Annotated in this window: 21 protein-coding genes and 2 tRNA genes; 13 read left to right on the top strand and 10 right to left on the bottom strand. The window is 44.4% G+C overall.

The features are described from left to right. The first annotated feature begins 78 nt into the window (after window positions 1-78). Genes FTU03_RS00895 through FTU03_RS00885 form a run of 3 tightly spaced genes read left to right on the top strand, consistent with a single transcriptional unit; the run spans window position 79 to window position 2,095 of the window. Entirely contained in the window at window positions 79-1,026 is a 948-nt protein-coding gene (locus tag FTU03_RS00895) for a homoserine kinase (RefSeq protein WP_034170208.1), read from the top strand. Window positions 1,027-1,052: 26 nt separating this feature from the next. Beyond that, the gene (locus tag FTU03_RS00890; protein WP_179991946.1) at window positions 1,053-1,679 is read left to right on the top strand and encodes a DUF1294 domain-containing protein; all 627 of its coding nucleotides are present in this window, start codon (window positions 1,053-1,055) and stop codon (window positions 1,677-1,679) included. A 20-nt stretch (window positions 1,680-1,699) separates the two neighbouring features. Then, entirely contained in the window at window positions 1,700-2,095 is a 396-nt protein-coding gene (locus FTU03_RS00885; RefSeq protein ID WP_004781593.1) for a hypothetical protein, read from the top strand. Window positions 2,096-2,161: 66 nt separating this feature from the next. On the opposite strand, the gene FTU03_RS00880 is transcribed toward FTU03_RS00885, so the two are convergent. The 5 genes from FTU03_RS00880 to hisB all read right to left on the bottom strand — a co-directional run bounded on the left by FTU03_RS00880 (window position 2,162) and on the right by hisB (window position 6,141). Then, window positions 2,162-3,091, bottom strand: coding sequence for a DMT family transporter (locus tag FTU03_RS00880; protein ID WP_179991947.1), 930 nt, complete (start codon window positions 3,089-3,091; stop codon window positions 2,162-2,164). 68 nt (window positions 3,092-3,159) lie between these two features. Further along, the gene (hisA, locus tag FTU03_RS00875; protein WP_005232592.1) at window positions 3,160-3,894 is read right to left on the bottom strand and encodes a 1-(5-phosphoribosyl)-5-[(5-phosphoribosylamino)methylideneamino]imidazole-4-carboxamide isomerase; all 735 of its coding nucleotides are present in this window, start codon (window positions 3,892-3,894) and stop codon (window positions 3,160-3,162) included. A gap of 222 nt (window positions 3,895-4,116) precedes the next feature. Next, window positions 4,117-4,779, bottom strand: a complete 663-nt coding sequence (locus tag FTU03_RS00870) for a 3'-5' exonuclease (RefSeq protein ID WP_179991948.1) — start codon at window positions 4,777-4,779, stop codon at window positions 4,117-4,119. A 151-nt stretch (window positions 4,780-4,930) separates the two neighbouring features. After that, window positions 4,931-5,548 (bottom strand): imidazole glycerol phosphate synthase subunit HisH, encoded by a 618-nt coding sequence (hisH, locus tag FTU03_RS00865; protein WP_004781601.1) that lies wholly within the window; start codon window positions 5,546-5,548, stop codon window positions 4,931-4,933. Next, on the bottom strand, window positions 5,548-6,141 hold the full coding sequence (gene hisB / locus FTU03_RS00860; protein WP_005232589.1) for an imidazoleglycerol-phosphate dehydratase HisB: 594 nt from the start codon (window positions 6,139-6,141) through the stop codon (window positions 5,548-5,550). Before hisB ends, hisH begins: the two co-directional genes overlap by 1 nt. Window positions 6,142-6,237: 96 nt before the next feature. On the opposite strand from hisB, the gene FTU03_RS00855 reads away from it, so the two are divergent. The 7 genes from FTU03_RS00855 (at window position 6,238) to tehB (ending at window position 10,605) form a co-directional block, all read left to right on the top strand. After that, complete coding sequence (locus FTU03_RS00855) at window positions 6,238-6,615, top strand: GNAT family N-acetyltransferase (protein ID WP_004781604.1); 378 nt, start codon at window positions 6,238-6,240, stop codon at window positions 6,613-6,615. A gap of 202 nt (window positions 6,616-6,817) precedes the next feature. Next, window positions 6,818-6,893 (top strand) — tRNA-Phe (locus tag FTU03_RS00850). Between the two features lie 136 nt (window positions 6,894-7,029). Then, window positions 7,030-7,105, top strand: a tRNA-Phe gene (locus FTU03_RS00845). Between the two features lie 204 nt (window positions 7,106-7,309). Continuing rightward, complete coding sequence (locus FTU03_RS00840) at window positions 7,310-7,831, top strand: hypothetical protein (protein ID WP_179991949.1); 522 nt, start codon at window positions 7,310-7,312, stop codon at window positions 7,829-7,831. Window positions 7,832-8,059: 228 nt separating this feature from the next. Next, the gene (locus FTU03_RS00835) at window positions 8,060-8,560 is read left to right on the top strand and encodes a hypothetical protein (protein ID WP_166136836.1); all 501 of its coding nucleotides are present in this window, start codon (window positions 8,060-8,062) and stop codon (window positions 8,558-8,560) included. A 242-nt stretch (window positions 8,561-8,802) separates the two neighbouring features. Further along, window positions 8,803-9,552 carry a hypothetical protein gene (locus tag FTU03_RS00830; RefSeq protein WP_159123719.1) on the top strand — a complete coding sequence of 250 codons (750 nt, stop codon included), beginning with the start codon at window positions 8,803-8,805 and terminating at the stop codon, window positions 9,550-9,552. Window positions 9,553-9,741: 189 nt separating this feature from the next. Beyond that, a complete protein-coding gene (gene tehB, locus FTU03_RS00825; RefSeq protein WP_179991950.1) occupies window positions 9,742-10,605 on the top strand; it encodes an SAM-dependent methyltransferase TehB in 864 nt (287 codons plus the stop codon). Window positions 10,606-10,709: 104 nt separating this feature from the next. On the opposite strand, the gene FTU03_RS00820 is transcribed toward tehB, so the two are convergent. The 4 genes from FTU03_RS00820 to fadB form a co-directional block, all read right to left on the bottom strand. After that, entirely contained in the window at window positions 10,710-11,249 is a 540-nt protein-coding gene (locus FTU03_RS00820; protein ID WP_179991951.1) for a hypothetical protein, read from the bottom strand. Window positions 11,250-11,422: 173 nt separating this feature from the next. Further along, on the bottom strand, window positions 11,423-12,247 hold the full coding sequence (locus FTU03_RS00815; RefSeq protein ID WP_166136827.1) for a hypothetical protein: 825 nt from the start codon (window positions 12,245-12,247) through the stop codon (window positions 11,423-11,425). A 136-nt stretch (window positions 12,248-12,383) separates the two neighbouring features. Beyond that, window positions 12,384-13,556, bottom strand: coding sequence for an acetyl-CoA C-acyltransferase FadA (gene fadA, locus FTU03_RS00810; RefSeq protein WP_179991952.1), 1,173 nt, complete (start codon window positions 13,554-13,556; stop codon window positions 12,384-12,386). A gap of 12 nt (window positions 13,557-13,568) precedes the next feature. Next, entirely contained in the window at window positions 13,569-15,719 is a 2,151-nt protein-coding gene (fadB, locus tag FTU03_RS00805; protein ID WP_159123725.1) for a fatty acid oxidation complex subunit alpha FadB, read from the bottom strand. A 489-nt stretch (window positions 15,720-16,208) separates the two neighbouring features. Between fadB and lpxO the strand changes: the two genes are divergently transcribed. Both lpxO and FTU03_RS00795 read left to right on the top strand, forming a co-directional pair. After that, window positions 16,209-17,126, top strand: a complete 918-nt coding sequence (lpxO, locus tag FTU03_RS00800; RefSeq protein ID WP_166136817.1) for a lipid A hydroxylase LpxO — start codon at window positions 16,209-16,211, stop codon at window positions 17,124-17,126. A 108-nt stretch (window positions 17,127-17,234) separates the two neighbouring features. Then, window positions 17,235-17,651, top strand: coding sequence for a PH domain-containing protein (locus FTU03_RS00795; RefSeq protein ID WP_179991994.1), 417 nt, complete (start codon window positions 17,235-17,237; stop codon window positions 17,649-17,651). Here FTU03_RS00795 and FTU03_RS00790 read toward each other — a convergent pair. Next, a complete protein-coding gene (locus FTU03_RS00790) occupies window positions 17,648-18,712 on the bottom strand; it encodes an AAA family ATPase (RefSeq protein ID WP_179991953.1) in 1,065 nt (354 codons plus the stop codon). The two genes, FTU03_RS00795 and FTU03_RS00790, sit on opposite strands and share 4 nt — an antisense overlap. A 224-nt stretch (window positions 18,713-18,936) precedes the next feature. Here FTU03_RS00790 and uvrC point away from each other — a divergent pair, with 224 nt between their 5' ends. After that, a complete protein-coding gene (gene uvrC, locus FTU03_RS00785; RefSeq protein WP_179991954.1) occupies window positions 18,937-20,736 on the top strand; it encodes an excinuclease ABC subunit UvrC in 1,800 nt (599 codons plus the stop codon). The last annotated feature ends 37 nt before the right edge of the window (window positions 20,737-20,773 follow it).

Here is a 20,773-nt window from a genome sequence, read left to right as displayed (position 1 = left end):
CACCCACGCAAGCGCTACACCTTGGTAGATGGAAACGGTATTCTAGCAAAAATATGTAAGTTTTTTCGCAGGTTTTCTATGTCGGTTTATACCACTTTGACTTTAAAGGAAGTTCAGGATTTCGCAGCACCTTATGGACTTGAGGTGATTGATCTGATTCCCATTCAAGGAGGTATCCAGAATACAAACTATTTTCTGGTCTGTGAAAACCAGCAATATGTGCTGACCGTTTTTGAAGATATGGATGAACAGGCCGCCGGAGAACTGGTGCCGGTCTTGCAGCATCTGGGGCAGGCAGGTCTGGCCGTACCGGTGCCTTTATCCCATTCAGGCAAAGCCATTCATACGCTAAAAAATAAGCCGGCACAAATTGCACCACGCATGATGGGCGAGCATCCGATGCCATCTACCGTTGCGCAGGCGGAAGCGATTGCCATTGCTCAGGCCAAAATGCATGTCGCACTGAAAGATTTTAAACTTGAGCGCGCCTTTGTCCGTGACCATGCCTACTGGTATAACGTAGCACAGGAAATTAAACCGAGTCTGAACGCAGCAGATAAAGTCTTACTGGGTAAACTTCTGGGCCTGTATGAAGCTTTAACCGCAGTATATCCGGATCGTCCACGTGGCTTTATCCATTCGGATCTGTTCCGTGACAATACCCTGTTTGAGGGTGACCAACTGAAAGGTATTCTGGACTTTTACGAGCTGAATAAAGATGAATTCCTGTTTGATATTGCAATTACTTTAAATGACTTCTGTACCAATTATCCGGAAGTTACTTTAAATGAAGAAAAGGCCAATGCCTTTTTAAAAGCCTATGAAACTGTGCGTCCATTGACTGAGGATGAAAAATCATGTCTGGAGCTTTACCTGGCAATGGCTGCGGGCCGTTTCTGGATGATGCGTTTACAGGTGGCACAGAAAAATGCTGCTGAAGGCCGCACCGGTGAAGATATTCTGCAAAAAAATCCGGAAGAGATGCGTAACATGCTGATTGAACGTTTAAAATTTGTGACAGCTTAAATTAAAAATAAACAGGAACAGGCAAAATGCGCGATCAGGGACGTTTGGTAGAATGGTTTGATGACAAAGGCTATGGCTTTATTCAGCCCAATGATCCGGCCAAAGATCGCGTGTTTTTGCATATCAAGGATTTTGCCCGTCCCGGTCCACGGCCAATTGTTGGTTGTGCGCTAGATTATCTGGTGATTCTGGACGAGCAGGGCCGTTATCGTGCCCAGCAGGTTATGTACCTGAAAGCATCACAAACCAAAACGGCAAAAGTAAAAACTAAAATATCAGGCCGAAATCAGCAAGAAAAACTGCAACCGATGCAAATTGCCTCTGTTGCCTATATTTTGGTACTGGCGGGACTCAGTTTAGCTGGCTTGTTGAGTGGAATGGTCCTGTTACTGGTGAGCCTGATGAATGTCCTCAGTTACTGGCTATATGCCCAGGATAAGGAAGCGGCACAACTGGGCAATCGCCGTATTCCAGAAAATACCCTGCATCTGGTGGCATTTCTAGGAGGGTGGCCGGCAGCCTGGCTGGCACAGCAAAAATTACGTCATAAAACACAAAAACAACCCTTCCGGCAAATTTATTTTTGTACTATAGCTTTTAACATCATTTTGATTATATGGCTGATTTCTCCCTTTAACAGCCTGAATATCTAGAAACAACCACAGGAGCGTAGATGAACTATTCAATTGATAAAGACTCAAATCGCACGCTAACCCTGATTCTTTATATCTTATATATCGTGGCCATTTTTAGTGGTGGCTTGCTGGCAGTGATTGCACTGATTATTAACTATGTGAAGCGCTCGGATGTACGAGGCTCGATTTTTGAAAGCCACTTTACCTGGCAAATCCGCAGTTTCTGGTGGTATCTATTCTGGAATATTGTAGCCTTTGTGCCGTTCCTATTCCTGTTCTTTACCCATGAAGATCCGGACCTGTTTGCAGGGGTTGCTTTTGGTGCATCCACTTTCTGTCTGGTTGTGGTCTTTGTTTCCTGGATCTGGATTGTCTATCGCGCGATTCGCGGCATTATGCGTCTGAATGACAATCGACCGATGTATACCAAATAAGATTAGCTATATTTATTTCTCTAGATAAAAAACTCCCCCCTTTTCTAAGAGGGGGAGCTCATGACCTTAGGAAAGATCTTCCTTCAATTCTTCTATTTTTTCTTTTCTGAAAAACTTTGGTTTCCATTCGCTGGCAATCACCCCAAGTACCACCATCAATCCGCCTAGAAGTGCCAGCGCAGGCAAACGTTCTCCCGCCATACGTCCAAATAAACTTGCCCAGATCGGTTCACCGGCATAAATGATCGCAGCTTGAGAAGGATCTACCATTTCCTGCGCCCAGTTCATCACTAGCTGAATACAGGCACTGGCAATACCGAGACCGACCAAAATACCTGCCAGATGCCAATGGAAGTCAGGTAACTGTGATTCACCCAGCATCGGTGCCATCAGAAAACAAAATAACGAGGCAAAAATGAGTTGTAGCACGGTGACACGCCGAGTATTCACCTTCGGAGCAAAATGACTGATAAAAATAATCTCAAGCGCAATGGCAATCGAGCCGAGCAAAGTCAAAGCCTGACCAAAATTCAGCTGAATGGCACCAAAGCCATTACCGGTTAAAAAGACCAAGCCAAGAAAGGCAAACAGGGCACCGACCCAGGTCATAAAATGTGGTTTCTTACGAAATAGCAGCCACAGCATTAGAGGCACTAAGGGAACATATAGCGCAGTCAAAAAGGCCGATTCACTGCTACTAATCGTTTGCAAGCCCACCGTTTGTGTTCCATAACCGATCGCAATCACAGCCCCAATGATGGCACCCGCTGCCACTTCTTTAAGCGTCATGCCTTTCAAGTGCTTCAGCGACAGCAGAGTTACGGCAATTGCCGCTGCTGCAAAACGTAATCCGACAAAGATCACCGGACTACTAAAATTCAGACCATATTGTACGGTGATAAAACTGCCACCCCAGATAATCGTAATCAGGATCAGAGCAAGTTGAGGAACTTTCGTCCTCCAGGTAGAGGATGTTTGGGAAACAGATGTCGACATGGGAGAGAGGATCAAAAAATTGAACAATAAAAAAAGAGGTCCACAGACCTCTTTTTCAGCAGACGCTATTATAGCGCTTCTTGTTCATCCAGCAATAATTGTGCTTCACGTAGATTTAAAGTGCCTTCATAGATCGCACGACCGGTAATCGCACCTAAAATGCCAGGCTGATCTTTCAGGTTACGCACGTCATCCATATTGGTTACACCACCTGAAGCAATTACAGGCAGACCTGAATATTGTGCCAGATGTACAGTTTGCTCAATGTTGACACCCTGCATCATGCCATCACGGGCAATATCGGTATAAACAATACTAGACACGCCTGCATCCGCAAAACGTTTTGCCAGATCAGTCGCTTTTACATCAGTCACATTCGCCCAGCCATCAGTTGCTACCATGCCGTTCATGGCATCGATACCCACAATAATGTGGCCTGCAAATTTTTTGCATGCTTCTTCTACAAATTCAGGATTTTGCACTGCTTTTGTACCAATAATCACAAAAGATACGCCTGCTTCCAGATAATGCTCAATGGTTTCCAGCGAGCGGATCCCGCCACCAATCTGGATAGGCAATTCTGGCTGTGATTTGGCAATGGCTTCTACCACTGGCTTATGAATCGGTGTACCTGCGAAAGCACCATTTAAATCTACTAAATGCAAGCGGCGAGCGCCTTCATTTACCCAATGCTGTGCTGTTGCCACTGGATCGTCAGAAAATACGGTATCGTCTTCCATACGACCTTGTTTTAAACGGACACATTTGCCATCTTTCAGGTCAATTGCAGGGATGATCAGCATGCTTTCGCTCCTTGCTCAATCTTTAGAATGAATTTCAGTGAGTTCATCTTAGCAAATAAAGTCGAAATTTCTAACTCTTAAACGGTATGAAAAAAGAAAACCTGTCTGAAGATATGCTGGAGTGACAGGATTTTATTCTTCAATTTTTTTATTCTTTGCAATACTCCTGATGGAGTCTGATATCAAAATGATATTTCATTAGAAAACTTATCTTTTGTTCGTTCAAATTTTTGAATGCGGGCGAATTTTCAATTTTAGTGAAGTATTGGGAACTTCCTTGGGGCCCAAGCCACGGTGCAGCAATTCTTCAAAAACCAGTAAAGGTGCATAGGCATCTGCAGCCGCATATTCAATCTGTGCCTGACTGAGATGTTTTTTCGCCCAGTTCGATGTCGTAACCCGTTTCGATTTAGGAAAATTCACCTGAAATAGCAAAGCCATCGCATTTTTTAATCCAAGAGGATTTTTAATGCCGAACGCACCAAAGCACTTTGACAGTTCAATGACACTGTTCAGCTCAATGCCTCTTTTACGGAAAAGATGCGCATCATTTTTCAGGCCAAAACCAACTTTAATCTGGTCTCGATTGGCAAAAATCGGTTTCAGAAAATCCCAAATGGCAGCATTCATCTGAAACAGGTAGGCCTTTTCCAGAGTGGCCAGCTGAATCAGATGCGGACCAGTGGACACTTCACCAACCTTGAAGGTCGGTTTAGACTCAGTATCCAGACCAAAGACTGCGATCTGCCCAAGTTCTTCGCGTAGAGCTTCACATTGCTGAATGCTGTTAATCACCACAATATTTTCAGGCGCGATATTTTGAAAAGGTGGAAAAGTCGCTATTGCCTCTTTACTCGGCAGAATATCATTAAGTTGGGTATCCATGATTAAAGCATCTTCCATTGATGAATATTCAGGTTGAATAGAGCATACCTTAGAGAAGGAAGCTTGGATGTGAATTATTTTTCAAAAATAAAATTTTAAGCTGTAGCCCATAAAAAAGCCCGCATGATGCGAGCTTTTTGAATGTATTGGATTAGATATTCCAATCCACAAAGTTTTTTAGCAATTGAAGGCCTGCAGTATGGCTCTTTTCCGGATGGAACTGGGTCGCAAACAGGTTGTCTTTATGCAGGGCAGTACAGAAATCAATACCATAGTTACAGGTCGCTGCCACGATGCTTGGATCTTGTGGTTCCACATAGTAACTGTGCACGAAATAGAAACGTGCATCCTGAGCAATGTCTTTCCACATTGGATGGCTTGGATCGGCCTGATGTACCTGGTTCCAGCCCATATGCGGTACTTTTAAACCTGCCATTTCCGGGAAGTGTTTGACTTCACCGGCAAAAATGCCCAGTGCATCCGCACCGCCATTTTCTTCGGAACGTTGCATCAGGGCCTGCATACCGACACAGATGGCCAATACCGGTTTGTTGAACACGGCATTACGTACGACTTCATCAATTCCAGCTTCATGCATGCCTTGCATACAGTCACGCATTGCACCTACACCCGGAAAAACGATTTTGTCGGCTTGGGCGATCAGTTTTGGATCATTGGTTACATCTACCGTTGCACCGACGTGTTCAAGTGCTTTGGCTGCTGAGTGTAGGTTTCCCATGCCATAGTCAAGAAGGGCAATACGGGTCATTACAAGGTACCTTTGGTTGAAGCAACAGTATTCGCAGCACGTGGATCAACTTCACATGCCATACGCAGTGCACGGGCAAACGCCTTAAATACACTTTCGATCTGGTGGTGACTGTTTTTACCTTTCAGGTTATCAATGTGTACAGTCATCAGCGAGTGGTTGACAAAGCCCTGGAAGAACTCAGAGAATAGGTCTACATCAAAACGGCCAATCATGGCGCGGGTAAATGGAATGTCCATAAACAGACCCGGACGGCCAGACAGATCCACCACGACACGGCTTAAAGATTCATCAAGCGGCGCATAGAAGTGTCCATAACGGCGTAGGCCCTTTTTATCACCCAAAGCCTGAGCGAACGCTTGACCTAAGGTAATACCACAGTCTTCTACGGTATGATGGTCATCAATTTCCAGATCTCCATCACAATGAATATCAATATCAAACAGACCATGTCGCTTGATTTGATCAATCATATGATCTAAAAATGGAATACCAGTGTTTAAAGTGCCTTGACCAGTACCATCGAGGTTCAAACGAACTCGAATTTTGGTTTCGTTGGTATTTCTTACCACTTCACTGATACGATCTGTCATAGACACGTTCCTCAAATACGTCAAAATGATTGATGTAGAAAATATTTTCGCCGTGACGACGTCACCGCATATTAGATTGCTCAGGAGGGTTTATCAATGCCTATTACCGTACATGCTTATACTTCTCTAGAAAACGACGAAGTGCGCAGCCAGCTTGAGCGACTGTATGACACTAGCCCTGAATTTAGTGATGGGGCAGATGCCATTGAACATCTAGAGCAAAACCTTGCACAGTATACCTTACTTTATACCGCAGAATTTAACACCAAAATCATCGGCGCCATCTGGTGCACGGGACAAGGCGAAAGCCGAACCCTGGAAAATATTGTGGTGCATCCGGCCAACCGTGGACGCGGGGTTGCAGAAAGGCTGGTGAGTGAGGCATGCCGTATGGAAGAGGAAAAAGGAGTAAAAGCATTCGTACCGGGATGCGGAGCCATTCACCGTTGTCTGGCAAATCTTGAAAAAATTTAGATACAGATAAATTCCAAGCAGCCTTCGGGCTGCTTTTTTTGTAAATACCGGATTCAATTTGTTTTATTAGTCAGGTATTTGCTGAGAATAGTGAAAATATTGCTGTATAAGCATGTAAATCGATGGAAAAGTAAACATTTGATGATTTTTATACGTTATGTACTTGACGATTAAGAGCTGAAACTGTTTAATACGCGACATCGGCGTGATAGCTCAGTTGGTAGAGCAACGGATTGAAAATCCGTGTGTCCCCAGTTCGATCCTGGGTCTCGCCACCATATTCAAAACGATTTTAAAGTTTTCAATCCCTGATCCCATCAGGGATTTTTTTTAGGCCAAAATTCAGACACTCAATCTTTTTTTTCATAATTTCGATTGACTAATGTGTCTAGATACGGCTTAATACACCGCATCGGCGTGATAGCTCAGTTGGTAGAGCAACGGATTGAAAATCCGTGTGTCCCCAGTTCGATCCTGGGTCTCGCCACCATATTCGAAAAAACCTCAAACAATGTTTGAGGTTTTTTTTCGCCTGTGATTTTTGATTCAGCCTAAGAATTAACTTGTTTTGCCATTCATCTGAGCAGGAATGAGTTCTCAAAATAATCAAGGTAATCTAATAGATAATTAAATACAGACTTTAGCAACCGATAAAGGCACTCAGGTTGTGAAATTTGAAGTAGGGGGAAAGCCCATGAATAGTCTAAAAACATCTTTATTTGGGATTCTGTTAGGTACATTGAGCATAGCAGTACATGCAGAAGAACAGAAACCGGTACTTACCTTACCGACGATGACCATTATGGCTGAACCTGAAATGAGTAATGAGACTGGCTATGTCCCGTTTATTGAGAATGAAGCCAATCGTCTTGCCTTGCAGCATCAGGTAATCCGGGGAACTAAGGATGCAGAAAATTTTATGGTCAATCCAAATGTGCTGGCAAACCTCGATATTAAGCCGACTCAAGCTCCAGATTTGAGTTTACTGTCACCTGCACTGCAACAGTATGTGATGACCATTGCCCAGGGCTTACAATCTGGTGATCCAACCCAGGGGCTATATACACTGCTGGAGAATGTCGGGATCGATCGTAGCAGCAGCTTGCAACCAGGACGCGGTCTTCAACTACAGATTAATCTGGACAAGGTGAATCTGGGCTTATTAGAAAACTACAACAATCCATCTCCTGTAGCGCAATTTCCAAGATCTCCTTAAAGGATGAGCCAGTAATGCAAATCAATCCCCATATTGGGGATTTTTGCTTTTTTAAATCTAACTTCTGAATAATTCATATTTTTTAGGAGCTTTGCTCCTGATTTGCTGGTTGGCTTTATGAGGGTGTAATGGATTCGATTGACCGTTTATCAAACTTAACAATAAGAAGCTGTATTACTTGTAAGATTTAATCTGACGCTTTCCCTTTTCCAACCGAGGGGTAATAAGATGAATCTCCTAAAATCCATTCAAAGCTTGGGCCTGATGCTGACCTGTACTGCTTTTACTCTCCCTGTACTGAGTCATGCAGCTCCTGCTCATTCTGAAGCAACGGTACTTCCCACCTTAACTGTCATGGCAGAGCCTGAAATGCGGGCTGTAACTGAAATCACGCCTTATCAGGAAGGTGCCAGCCAGCGTAAGGCTTTGCAGATGCGCCTGATGAAAATTGAACGCGATATCCAGGCTTATAGTGTCGATGGTGATGTCGTTGCAAATATTGACATGGGGGCAGCAGCGCCTAATCCAGATCTGGACAGTCTGCCTACTGTGTTCCGGGAATATGTACTGGCAGTAGCGCAAGGCTTGCAGTCCTCAGATCCAAGAAACGGAATCTATGTGATTTTGCAACCTTTCGGTATTGACCGGAATGCAACCAATGTCCAGATCGTCCGGGAACAGTTTGATCCGAATCGGCTTGAGCTCAGTCTGCCTTTTGGTTCACGCTAGCACACAATCCGATGGGCCAGGCTGATCAGGTCAGTCAGTTTCGGTATAGCCAGATCACGTCATGAAGAAAGGGTGGGTTAAAAACTTATTTCCTTTCTTCAGGCTTTTTACTGGATTCATTTTTTCAGTATTGAGGAAGCACGTTCACAAATGTGAAAAGCTCTATGTCTTGAATTATGCTGGAAAAATAAGCATAGTGTAAAAAATCAACAAGATCTGGATGACAGACCTGGAGCGTGTAGATGCCCCGTGTTTTTATGATTATCGCTGGAGTGGTACTGGCAATTTTGATCTGGTTATTTTATCAAAATTCTGTAGAGCAGAAACAGCAGGCCGATTTGCAAGAATATGAAACGGTACTGGAAGAAAAAACTGGATCTATTTTGCAACAGGCACAGGATTGGTCTAAACCGATTCAGATTGATCTGGAAGATGATCGTCTGGATGGGGATTATGCCGTGATGGCCCAATTTATTCTGGGTCAGATGCGTGATCGTGCCGAGGCTCGCAATCAGTATTTACGTGACCTCAAAGCAGCGGACTGGGATCGTTTTCTGGACATTGACCGTTTAGCCAAAGATCAAGCCCAAGACTATAAAGAAACCGAAGCCATGCTGAAGCGTGTGCATGAAATTGTCGATGGTTATGAACAGACAATTCAACAGCGGGCAACCCAGCAGTTAGAGCAGGTGAAACAGCTGGACATTAAAAACCGCTATCGTCAGCAGCTGGCAGATAATCTGAAAGCCAATCAGCAGCAGGATAATGCCCATGCAATTTTTGAAATTGAAAAACAGAGTCTGGCCAAAGCAGACCAGCTATTTCTGGTGCTGAAAAACAATAAATGGGAAAAGAAAAACCAGACCTTTATGTTCTATGAAGATGCACCCTTAAAGCAATTCAATAAGCTGTATCAGGAAATAGTGCAGCTCAATCAGCAAATGACTCAAGTGGATCAGCAGGCACTTAAAGAGGCAGAGAACAAACTCTAAGTATAAGGATCTTATGATTTCTTATCTCTAAATGACATGATGTTTTTCTGTCAGAATTAGTCTTGTTGCATTGCTTACATCAAAGATGTGCCAGTTCTCATTGGTAAGAGAACCAGCTATGCTTAAGAAAAATGAATATCCAGAAGCATGCTTGCAGACGGAAAGCGAGAATAGGGAGCACAATCTTTTATGCAACAATTGAAATGTTATAAAGAATTTCCGGTCTGGATGCAGCAAGCTATCCCACAAGGGTTCAAGCAGCCACACAATACCAAAGCAGGCACTTGGGCAAAGCTGACTGTGCTCAAAGGTGAGCTGCATTTTGCCATGCTGGATCCGTCAGGTCATATACAGTCTGAACATGTATTTACGCCAGAGCAGCAACCACCGTTCATTGAGCCACAGGCATGGCATAAGATTATTTCTGCCAGTGAAGATGCAGAATGTCAGCTGCGTTTTTACTGCAAACCTGAGGATTACTTTAACAAGAAATATCAGCTAAGCCCGACCCATTCGGAAATTCTGGCAGCTATGCCGTATTTAAAGGGTGGTCGTGCGCTGGATGTCGGTTGTGGTTCAGGCCGCAATTCGTTGTATTTGAGTCAGAACAGTTTTGAAGTCGACGCCTGGGATGTGAATGAAAATAGTCTACAGACCTTAAGACAGATCATTCAGAATGAAGAAATCGGGAATATTCAGGTTCAGCAACGGGATTTAAATCTTGACCCCAGTATTCAGGGTCAATATGACTTCATTTGCTGTACAGTGGTGATGATGTTCCTGCAGGCCGATACCATTCCACCACTTATTGCACAGATGCAGCAGGCGACAGTGCCGGGCGGTTATAACCTGATTGTCTGTGCGATGGATACCGATGATATTCCGGTACAGCCAGACTTTCCGTTTAGTTTTAAGCCGGGACAGCTTAGTGCCTATTATGAAGGCTGGAATCTGGTGAAATATAATGAAAATGTCGGTGAATTACACCGAGTAGATGAGCAGGGCAACCGGATCAAGCAGCATTTTGCGACCATGCTAGCCCGAAAGGTCTAATAAGAGATTTATAGGTCTTTATATTTTTGACTTTAAATCTGAAAGAGCCAAAAAACAAAAAAAAGATGTCACTCGGACATCTTTTTTTATGGATTTAAAATATCTTAAGCAGATTTTTTAAACCAAGAGAACCAGCCTTTTTTCTCGGCTTTTACAGCTGCTTCGGCAGGTGCTGCTTTTACTGCTTCTGCTGGTTGAGCTGCTGCAGCTTTTACTTCTTCAGCTTTTGCTACAGTTGCTTCTTTTACTTCAGCAGTTTTTACAGCTGCATCAGTTTTCACGGCTTCTACTTTAGAATCCGCTACTTTTTTCATATCTGCAGGTGCAGCTTTTGCAGCTTCTACTTTTTGAGCCGCTTCAGTTTTTGCTGCTTCTTTAGTTTGAGCAGCTTGTTGTTGAGTTGCTTCTACTTTAGCGACAGCCGCTTGTTTCTCAGCAGTAGCTTTGGCAGCAGAGTCTTGTGCTTTAACAGTCGCAGTCGCTACTTTTGCTTGTGCAGGCGCAGTTGCTTGTTGAGCAGTTTGAGCGGCAACAGTTTTTGCTTGTTCTTTCATTGCAGCAACAGGAGAAACTGTTGCAGAAGCCATAGCAGAAGCTGAAGTTGCAACGATTGCAGTTGCTAGAAGTGTTTTAAGCATTTTCATGCATAACCCCATAAATAAAGGAGAGAAATGTGGGGTTATGATACGCCTGTCAAATATAAGTGGCTGATGGATAAGTTTTTATTGGTTGAATATTCAACTAAATTTACAAAGGGATAACATTCTTTTAAATAAAAAACCCTGTTATTAAACAGGGTTTTTTATTTATTTCTATTTTAAAGACCCAAAGGTTTTAGCATATTTGGTGTCGTTACGCTAACTGGGCCGGTCTGATAAAGTTTTCCATCGAATTTTTGATGCTTAGACCATAAAATTTGTTTCTTATCCAAATCAACATAAGAAAGTACATAGTATTGGCCTTCTGTAGGTACTGGATCATCTGCTACAACTACACCCATTGTTAAAACTGCGAAAGCAGCTGTGCCGGCAATATTACCAATCCGTTTTCCTAAAGAAGGCTGTTGTCCTAAGACCTGGATGACCAGAACCTTAGATGTGCCTAACACAGGCTTGAGATGGTCAGTTAGGCGATCTGTAATATCAATATCTACAGGTTGATAGTTATTGCTTAACGCATAACGCCCATGGCTGGCTTTAAAACTCTTTTGAAGCAGCAGTTGGATACTTGCACCATCCAGATCAGTAATTGCAGGTTGGTTGGCTGCCAAAACAGGATAAGTGCCTAAATATTCAGGTTGCGACTCTAAAGTATTACGTTTTTTATAAGTCTGAATGGTACGCTTTTCAAAGAAACCGCAATGTGTTGGCTGGAAGGTTTTGGTCACTTGAACCGCATTCTGGTTTAACTGTTTTACCAATGATTGAGATATTGCTTCGGCAGTACGATTAGATTGATCCAGTAAAATATGACTGTCACCAAGTTCTTTACGTAGTAGGCAGGCATCTGTCAAGATAGCCACAGGTTGGGTTTTAAATTCTTTTTGAATTCTTGCAAAGTAATCAGATTGTGGTGCTTTTGGTGTGCTGGCACATCCTACCAAGCTTAGACTCAGAACTGTAAATGCTAAATATTTTTTCATAATTATTTTAAATTTATATTTAATATTCAACTTTATCATAAATAAGGCTATGTGTATTTTACAAAACTTTGAATGATAGTTCGCAATAAAGAAACCCCGCAATAAGCGGGGTTTTCTGTCTCGAATTATTTAAGAATTAAACACGTTCGATCACTGTTGCAATACCTTGACCTAGGCCGATACACATCGTCGCAAGACCGATTTGCGTATCTTGTTGCTCCATTACGTTTAGCAATGTCGTCGTGATACGCGCGCCAGAACAACCAAGCGGGTGACCCAACGCAATCGCGCCACCGTTATGGTTCACGATGTCTTGCTTGTCATAAATGCCTAAGCCTTTAAGAACAGACAGACCTTGTGCAGCAAAAGCTTCGTTTAACTCAACAGTTTGCATATCTTCAATGGTCAGACCAGCACGTTTCAATGCTTTTTGAGTTGCTGGAACAGGGCCATAACCCATGATCGCAGCGTCACAACCTGCAACCGCCATAGAGCGAATCACAGCACGTGGTTTCAAACCAAGCGCTTGAGCACGTTCAGCAGACATTAACAGCATTGCAGATGCACCGTCAGACAATGCTGAAGATGTTGCAGCAGTCACTGTCCCGCCTTTAGGGTCAAATACTGGACGTAAAGCACGGAAAGTTTCGATGTTGGCATCCGGACGGATCACTTCATCGATATCGCACAGAACTTTATAACCGTCAGCATTATGACCTTCAATGCCTACGATCTCGTTCTGGAACAGACCATTTTCAGTCGCAGCCCAGGCACGGCGGTGAGATTCAACACCAAACGCATCCTGTTCTTCACGAGTAATGCCGTTCATGCGACCTAGCATTTCAGCAGTCAGGCCCATCATATTTGATGCTTTTGCGTAGTGCTTAGATGCAGCAGGGTTCAGGTCGATGCCGTGCATCATACCTACGTGGCCCATATGCTCTACACCACCGATGATGAAGATATCACCCTGGTTAGTCGCAATCTGTGCAGCCGCAGTGTGGATTGCCTGCATAGAAGAACCACACAGACGGTTAACCGTTTGACCTGCAACAGTCTTAGGAAGGTCAGCTAACAATGCGATGTTACGCGCAATGTTCATCCCTTGTTCCAGAGTCTGGTTCACACAGCCCCAGATCACATCTTCGACTTCATTCGGGTCGAATTCGTTACGAATCATCAACGCACGGATAAGTTCAGCTGACATGCTGTCGGCACGTACATTGCGGAACATACCGTTTTTCGATTTGCCCATGGCAGTACGTACGCCATCAACAATCACAACGTCACGTGGATTTAAAGTAGCCATTCACGTCACTCCTTAACCGTAGAATTTTTTGTTGTTAGCAGCCATGTCGCGCAATGATTGCGGCGCTTCATAAGCCTTACCTAAGTGCGCGTATTTGTCGCAAAGTGCAACATACTCAGCTACACCAGTTTGGTCGATATAACGGCATGGACCACCACGGAATGGAGGGAAGCCTACACCCATGATCATCGCCATATCTGCTTCAGCCGGAGTTGCAACAATGTTGTCTTCCAGGCAACGAACAGTTTCGTTACAGAAAGCCAGCATCATACGGTCAATGATCTCTTGAGGATCAAATTCACGTTTTTCAGCAGTTGCAACAGATGCCACAAGCTCGTATGCAGTTGGATCAACCACTTTGGCTTTTTTGCCTTTACGGTCAAGTTCGTATTTGTAGAAACCAACATCATTCTTTTGACCCAGACGGTTGTTTTCGTACATCACTTGGATTGAACCTTTGAAATCAGGTTTCATACGATCCGGGAAGCCTTCAGCCATGACTTCTGCACCGTGAACGCCAGTATCGATACCGACCACGTCCATCAGGTAAGCAGGGCCCATAGGCCAGCCGAATTTTTCCATCACTTTGTCGATTTGCTGGAAGTCAGCACCATCTTTCAGTAACAGGTCAAATGCACCGAAGTAAGGGAACAGTACGCGGTTTACCAGGAAGCCCGGGCAGTCATTCACTACGATTGGTGTTTTACCCATTTTCTGAGCAAGAACAACAGTCGTTGCAATCGCTTCAGCAGAAGTCTTCTCACCACGAATCACTTCCACCAATGGCATCATGTGTACCGGGTTAAAGAAGTGCATACCCACGAAGTTCTCTGGACGTTCCAGATTTTCAGCCAGACGCGTGATTGAAATCGTAGAGGTGTTTGACGCAATGATCGTGTTTTCACGTACTTTAGATTCAGTTTCTTTCAGTACGATGCCTTTCACTTTCGGGTTTTCGGTTACCGCTTCGATCACGATATCCACTTCTTTAAACTCGTCATAGCTTAAAGTAGGACGGATGCGAGCAAGGGTTTCACCCATTTGCGCCGGCTTCATCTTCTTGCGTTCAACCTGCTTGGTCAGCAGTTTGTTTGCTTCAGACATACCCAGTGCAAGTTGCTGGTTACCGATGTCTTTCATGATGATTGGAGTGCCTTTGCTTGCCGCCTGGTAAGCAATACCACCACCCATGATCCCTGCGCCTAGAACGGCAGCCTGGTTCACTGGATGTGCACCTTGTTCATATTTCTTAGAAGTTTTCTTCACCACCTGGTCGTTCAGGAACAGACCGATTAACGCACCTGCTTGTGGAGTTACCGCAGCTTTCGCAAAGCCTTGAGCTTCAACTTTTAACGCTTCATCGCGGTGTAAGCTTGCACCTGCCTGAAGGGAATCAAGCAATAGTTTTGGCGCTGGGTATTGAGCAGGGTTTGCTTTTGCAAGAACCGCACCTTTCGCCGTATTGAACGCCATCATTTGCTCAAGCATGTTCAGCTTGATTGGATCCAGTTTTTCCTGGCGTTTTGTTTGCCAGTCTAAACGACCGTGAATTGCCTGTTTCAACAGGTCAATCGCAGCATCTTTCAGTTTGTCTGCAGCCACAACCGCATCAACAGCACCATCTTTCAGTGCAGCAGCCGGTTTTTTCGGAGTAGCCATGGCCATCCATTCAACTGCATTGTCGATACCGATCAGACGGCTTAAACGAACCGTACCACCGAAACCAGGGAAGATACCAAGTTTGATTTCAGGCAGGCCGACTTGCGCCTGTTCTGACATCACACGGTAGTCACAGACTAAGCACATCTCGAAACCGCCACCTAGTGCCATACCGTTAATCGCGGCAACTTTAGGAATGTCCAGGTCTTCGAAGCTGTTAAAAATTTCATGAACTGGTAGTGCCCAGTCAACAATTGCCTGTTCGCCTTGAGCAAAGTTATCGCCGAATTCAGTAATGTCAGCACCTACAATAAATGTAGACTTGCCTGAAGTCACGATTAAACCCTGAATGTCAGCAGCGGAAACTGCGTCAATCGCAGCCTTGAAATCTTCAATCGTTGCACGGTTGAATTTGTTAACCGACTCACCTTGTAAGTCAAAGCGGAATTCTGCAATTCCGTCCTCAAGCATTTGGACGGTAATGGCATTGCCAGCGTGGATCATGCCCTGATCTCCTTTATTTTGGAGGACTTCTAAGTTGATGTTGTGAAGCAAGCGCGCATTTCCCGCGCACTTTTTTACTTCGCTAATCTTACGATAACTATATCCAAAAAGAACAACACAAGTTGTATCAAGCCGTGACGCAAGGGTCATCAATTTTCATCGCTCAATCAAGGTGTTGTCATGTCCGGAATACAGTGAACCGTTATCGCAGTGTAATGAAGTTATTGTTTTAATTTCACTTTTTTATTGCTGTCGCGCTGTTTTTATAACGTAAATTGACCAGATAGGGAATGTTTGCTGTGTGGTGTTTTGGTCAAAATAGTCAATTGAGATTCAAATTATTCGATACGGATGTAAGAAAATGTATGCAACGCTGTGTTCTACAAGCGGGTAGGGAGAGCAAAAGCAGCTTTGTTATAATGCGGCCCAGATGTGACTTTTTTATTTTTCCCCGTTCTTTTTTAGGGCTAGGATTTTTTGGGTATTGATATGCTTAAGTGGATTATTTTGGCCATCTTTGTCATCTCAGCGTTATATATTCAGCGACGTGGCACAGTTCGGCATTCTTTTTATCGCCAGTTTTTTGACCATTCGACCCTGTTTGCACCGATCAATTTTCTGATGTACGCCTTTTCACGCGTACCGAATCAGCCTTATATCGATACGCAGCATTTTAAAGACCTAAAAGTGCTGGATGAAAACTGGGAAATGATTCGTGACGAAGCACAGGCACTCTATCAGAAAGGCGGGATCAAGGCTTCGAGCAAATATGATGACCTGGGGTTTAACTCATTTTTTAAGACTGGCTGGAAACGCTTCTATTTAAAATGGTATGACTCGGCGCATCCCTCTGCAGCAGAACTCTGCCCAAAAACTACCGCCTTGCTCAAAACTTTGCCTACCATTAAAGCGGCCATGTTTACCGAGCTGGCACCCGATAGCCGTTTGGTCCGTCATCGTGACCCTTATGCCGGTTCATTGCGTTATCACTTGGGCTTAATGACCCCGAATGATGACCGCTGCTTTATCGATGTCGATGGTCAGCGTTATTCCTGGCGCGACGGCGAGAGCGTGGTATTTGATGAAACCTATATTCATTATGCCGAAAACAAGACTGACCAGAACCGGATCATTTTCTTTGCTGATGTCGAGCGACCTTTAAAAACCCGCTGGATGGAACGCTTCAATCACTGGTTTGGTAAAAAAGTGATGACAGCAGCCAGTTCACCGAATGAGGTTGGGGATCAGACTGGTGGCTTAAACAAAGTCTTTGGTTATGTCTATCAACTCCGGGTAAAAGCCAAAGCTTTAAAAGCACAGAACCGCCAGCTGTACTATTTCCTGAAATGGTTCCTGATGCTGGGTATTTTCTTCCTGATCTTTATTCGTCCTTATCTGTTTGCCTAAGCTGCAACATAAAAAATAAAGCGCCCACATGGGCGTTTTTTATTACTTGCAGAGATTCACCACATCATTCTGATTTTGTGTAAGATAAAACAAAATAGGGGGAAGATGATGCGTGTATTTCGTTCCAAAAAAGACTGGTGGCTGCTGGCATTTTTGATCTGTATGAGTGGTTTGTTATTGCAATTATTACTGACCATGCAGGCCAAAGGGACGATGGCTCAATATCCGGTGCATACCGCAGTCTATATACTCACAATCCTCTTGGTCTGGTGGCCGGTCTGGAGTACCCGTTATATCGTCCAGGATGGGCAATTGACCATTAAAAGCCTATGGCTGACCTGGCAAATTCCGCTCAGCTCAATTCAGAATATCCAGCCTACAGATCATTCAGAAATTGCACCTGCTTTGTCTTTCAAGCGTTTAAAAGTCAGCTATACATTGGCAGATCAGCAAAAATATATCCTGATTTCACCTAAAGACCCGGATGCATTGATTCAGGCGATTCAAGCACATCAAACAGTTTAATTGGAATCGGAGGCTTGAGGCTGAACTAGCAATTGACCATTAATGCAGTCCAGATGGAGTTGCAGTTGTTCTGGATGGTTCAGGAAATAAATCGCTAAGATCGGTTCCAGTTCAGTCCGTATTTTTCGGCCCAGATGACGGGCGCCATAACGGATGTCATGACCCTGAAAAAAATGGGCCTTGGCTGCATCAGTGAGGTGAATCTGTCGTTTCTGATGTTGCAGACGTTGATTTAATTTATCCAGCTCAATCTCAACCAGTCGTGGCAGGGCATCATTTTGGACAGCCTGATAGTGCAAGGTACGGTCAATCCGGTTTAAAAATTCAGGATCGAACTTGCGCTGCATGACTTTTTCAATAATCTGCTGGGTCGGTACTTTTTTCAGACATAGTTGCTGCATTTTTTGCGGCAGATAGCTGAGCTTTTCCAGATATTGTTGCGCGGCTTGTGCACCGACATTACTGGTCATAAAAATCATGCAATTACGAAAATCGATGGTTTTGGTACCAGCAGTCAACGTCAGTCGACCAGTATCCAGTACATTCATCAGACCACGAATCACTTCAGTACTGGCTTTTTCCAGTTCATCAAACAGCATGATGCCGGGACGGGTATGGCTTCCGGCAATAGCGGTTTCATCAAACAGGCTATGGCCTTCTTTAGAGCCCACATAACCCGGAGGCGCGCCAGTCAGGGCAGCTGCATAATGTTCCTGCGCCAAAGTATTCATATCAATCCGGCAGAAAGCATCAGGACGGCCATAAATTGCTTCGGCAATCAGATGCACGGTCTCGGTTTTGCCGACACCGGTCGGGCCAAGCATTAAGGTAACCGAAAGCGGATGTTCAGGACTGGAAAAGTCAGCCTTGACCACATGCAGCATTTTTTCAATTTCATTTAAGGCGGCATCCTGACCGATGATCCGTTCCCGTAGCAACTGCATCACAGCCAGAGGTTCAAAATGAAAACGCGGTTTCCCAATTAAACGGTCACGCTCAGACTGGCTATGGCTAGAAGTGGCAGGTTGCACAACATGAATACCGGATTGGGAACTTGTCATCTTGGATCATCTCGAGATTGAACCTGTCGAGCATAGCAAAGTTAGTTCAGGCGACTTATAGCTTTTAGCAATCAGACCATATTGGGTTGCTTATAAATACGGCGGTCTGGGCATAACCTGTTTCACTTTCGATGACAGTTCGGGTGAATTTTGTGTCATCGCTTGAAAATGACACATTAAACATCACATATATCTGCATATTGCAGGTGAAAAATAGGTTTTAGGTGAACGAGAACGCACGCCCTCATATTGAAAAAATCTTGGCCAATATGACCACCTTACCCGGGGTCTACCGGATGTATGGCAAAGATGGCGAACTCTTATATGTGGGAAAAGCCAAGAACCTGAAAAATCGGGTATCTAGTTATTTTGTCAAAACCCTTGATCATCCCAAGACTCAAGCTTTGGTGGCACGGATTTATGACATTCAGACCTTGGTGGTGCGTTCAGAAACTGAAGCTTTATTGCTAGAGCAAAACCTGATCAAGCTGCATCGTCCACCGTATAACATCATGCTGCGTGATGACAAATCCTATGTCTATATTTTTGTCTCTGCAGACAAGCCCTATCCGCGGATTGCCAGCGGTCGTGGCAAGGGCAAACATCAGGTCGGCAAGTTCTTTGGACCTTATCCGAGTGCTTACAATGCCCGCGATACTTTGGTTATTCTGCAAAAATTATTCAATGTACGTTCCTGTGAGAATGGTTTCTTTGCCAATCGTACTCGACCTTGTTTGCAATATCAGATCAAGCGCTGTTCCGGCCCTTGTGTCGGCCTGATTTCACCTGAGGATTATCAGGAAGATATCAATAATTCGATTCGCTTCCTGCAAGGCGATACCAAAGAGTTGAATCAGGAACTGATTGCCAAGATGGAAGCAGCCGCAGAAAATCTGGAATTTGAAAAGGCGGTATTTTATCGTGACCGGATGGCATTACTGCGTGATGTACAGGCCCAGCAGGCGATTTATAAAGTCAAAGGTGAGGCAGATATTCTGGCGATTGCCTACCAGGCAGGAGTAACTTGTGTGCAGATCATGCATGTGCGTAATGGCAAGATGCTCGGCGGTAAAGGCTATTTTCCGGATATGCTGAGTGACGATCTGGGACAAATGCTCTCGGATTTTATTGCCAACTTCTACTTCCAGGTTGCCGATGAAATTCCTTCTGAACTGATCGTAAATATTGAAATGCCAGATCGGAAGGAGCTGGAAGCCGCACTTTCTCAACATTTTGACAAGAAAATTCAGATCAAATCCAAAGTTCGGGAAACCCGTGCCGAATGGCTGGAACTTGCACAGATGAATGTGCAACATGCCATTCAGGGCAAGCTGGCCAATCACTTTGAGCTGAATGAACGTTTCCATCAGTTAGAGGAGGTCGTAGGACGGCCGGTAGATCGGATTGAGTGTTTCGATATCTCGCATACCATGGGTGAAGATACGGTTGCTTCTTGCGTAGTCTTTGATAGTGGAGGCGCGCGCAAACGCGATTATCGCCAGTTTTCTATCAATGATATTCAGGCGGGTGATGACTATGCCGCGATGCGTCAGGCCTTAACCCGTCGTTATAAAAAAGCCATGCTGCCAGATTTGCTGCTGATTGACGGTGGTAAAGGGCAATTGCATATGGCGATGGAAGTCATGCAGGAACTTGGGCTGGATGCCTTTATGGTCGGTGTGTCTAAAGGCGAAGGGCGTAAGCCGGGTCTGGAAACCCTGCATTTTACCGATGGCAGCAAGATCCAGCTTCCAGAAGATCATAAGGCCCTGCATCTGATCCAGCAGGTACGTGATGAAGCTCACCGTTTTGCCATTACCCGCCATCGGGCCAAACGCGATAAAAAACGGGGTTCATCCGTATTGGAAGTGATCCCAGGATTAGGGCCGAAGCGCCGTCGTGATTTATTGACCCATTTTGGTGGGATTCAGGGTGTGCTTAAAGCTTCAGAAAAAGACCTGCAACTGGTGCCAGGTCTGGGTTCTGTGATGGCCCGGATGATTTATAAAGTTCTGCATGAGTAATTGTTTTATATCAATTACAAGTGCAAAAATGCACATT

Origin of the sequence: Acinetobacter sp. YH12046, assembly GCF_013419905.1 — a bacterium.
In the GTDB taxonomy this organism is placed as follows: Bacteria; Pseudomonadota; Gammaproteobacteria; order Pseudomonadales; family Moraxellaceae; genus Acinetobacter.
The sequence above is the reverse complement of the archived record's forward strand: the minus strand, read 5'-3'. Positions and strand labels throughout refer to the sequence as shown.

What these genes read in the sequence shown, in the direction of transcription:
- FTU03_RS00815 (WP_166136827.1), bottom strand. Translation starts at nt 12,247, where the DNA reads ATGAAAAAATATTTAGCATTTACAGTTCTGAGTCTAAGCTTGGTAGGA.
- FTU03_RS00830 (WP_159123719.1), top strand. Translation starts at nt 8,803, where the DNA reads ATGCCCCGTGTTTTTATGATTATCGCTGGAGTGGTACTGGCAATTTTG.
- FTU03_RS00795 (WP_179991994.1), top strand. Translation starts at nt 17,235, where the DNA reads ATGCGTGTATTTCGTTCCAAAAAAGACTGGTGGCTGCTGGCATTTTTG.
- hisA (WP_005232592.1), bottom strand. Translation starts at nt 3,894, where the DNA reads ATGCTGATCATCCCTGCAATTGACCTGAAAGATGGCAAATGTGTCCGT.
- fadB (WP_159123725.1), bottom strand. Translation starts at nt 15,719, where the DNA reads ATGATCCACGCTGGCAATGCCATTACCGTCCAAATGCTTGAGGACGGA.
- FTU03_RS00855 (WP_004781604.1), top strand. Translation starts at nt 6,238, where the DNA reads ATGCCTATTACCGTACATGCTTATACTTCTCTAGAAAACGACGAAGTG.
- FTU03_RS00890 (WP_179991946.1), top strand. Translation starts at nt 1,053, where the DNA reads ATGCGCGATCAGGGACGTTTGGTAGAATGGTTTGATGACAAAGGCTAT.
- FTU03_RS00835 (WP_166136836.1), top strand. Translation starts at nt 8,060, where the DNA reads ATGAATCTCCTAAAATCCATTCAAAGCTTGGGCCTGATGCTGACCTGT.
- tehB (WP_179991950.1), top strand. Translation starts at nt 9,742, where the DNA reads ATGCAACAATTGAAATGTTATAAAGAATTTCCGGTCTGGATGCAGCAA.
- FTU03_RS00790 (WP_179991953.1), bottom strand. Translation starts at nt 18,712, where the DNA reads ATGACAAGTTCCCAATCCGGTATTCATGTTGTGCAACCTGCCACTTCT.
- hisB (WP_005232589.1), bottom strand. Translation starts at nt 6,141, where the DNA reads ATGACAGATCGTATCAGTGAAGTGGTAAGAAATACCAACGAAACCAAA.
- FTU03_RS00840 (WP_179991949.1), top strand. Translation starts at nt 7,310, where the DNA reads ATGAATAGTCTAAAAACATCTTTATTTGGGATTCTGTTAGGTACATTG.
- FTU03_RS00895 (WP_034170208.1), top strand. Translation starts at nt 79, where the DNA reads ATGTCGGTTTATACCACTTTGACTTTAAAGGAAGTTCAGGATTTCGCA.
- hisH (WP_004781601.1), bottom strand. Translation starts at nt 5,548, where the DNA reads ATGACCCGTATTGCCCTTCTTGACTATGGCATGGGAAACCTACACTCA.
- FTU03_RS00880 (WP_179991947.1), bottom strand. Translation starts at nt 3,091, where the DNA reads ATGTCGACATCTGTTTCCCAAACATCCTCTACCTGGAGGACGAAAGTT.
- lpxO (WP_166136817.1), top strand. Translation starts at nt 16,209, where the DNA reads ATGCTTAAGTGGATTATTTTGGCCATCTTTGTCATCTCAGCGTTATAT.
- FTU03_RS00885 (WP_004781593.1), top strand. Translation starts at nt 1,700, where the DNA reads ATGAACTATTCAATTGATAAAGACTCAAATCGCACGCTAACCCTGATT.
- fadA (WP_179991952.1), bottom strand. Translation starts at nt 13,556, where the DNA reads ATGGCTACTTTAAATCCACGTGACGTTGTGATTGTTGATGGCGTACGT.
- FTU03_RS00820 (WP_179991951.1), bottom strand. Translation starts at nt 11,249, where the DNA reads ATGAAAATGCTTAAAACACTTCTAGCAACTGCAATCGTTGCAACTTCA.
- FTU03_RS00870 (WP_179991948.1), bottom strand. Translation starts at nt 4,779, where the DNA reads ATGGATACCCAACTTAATGATATTCTGCCGAGTAAAGAGGCAATAGCG.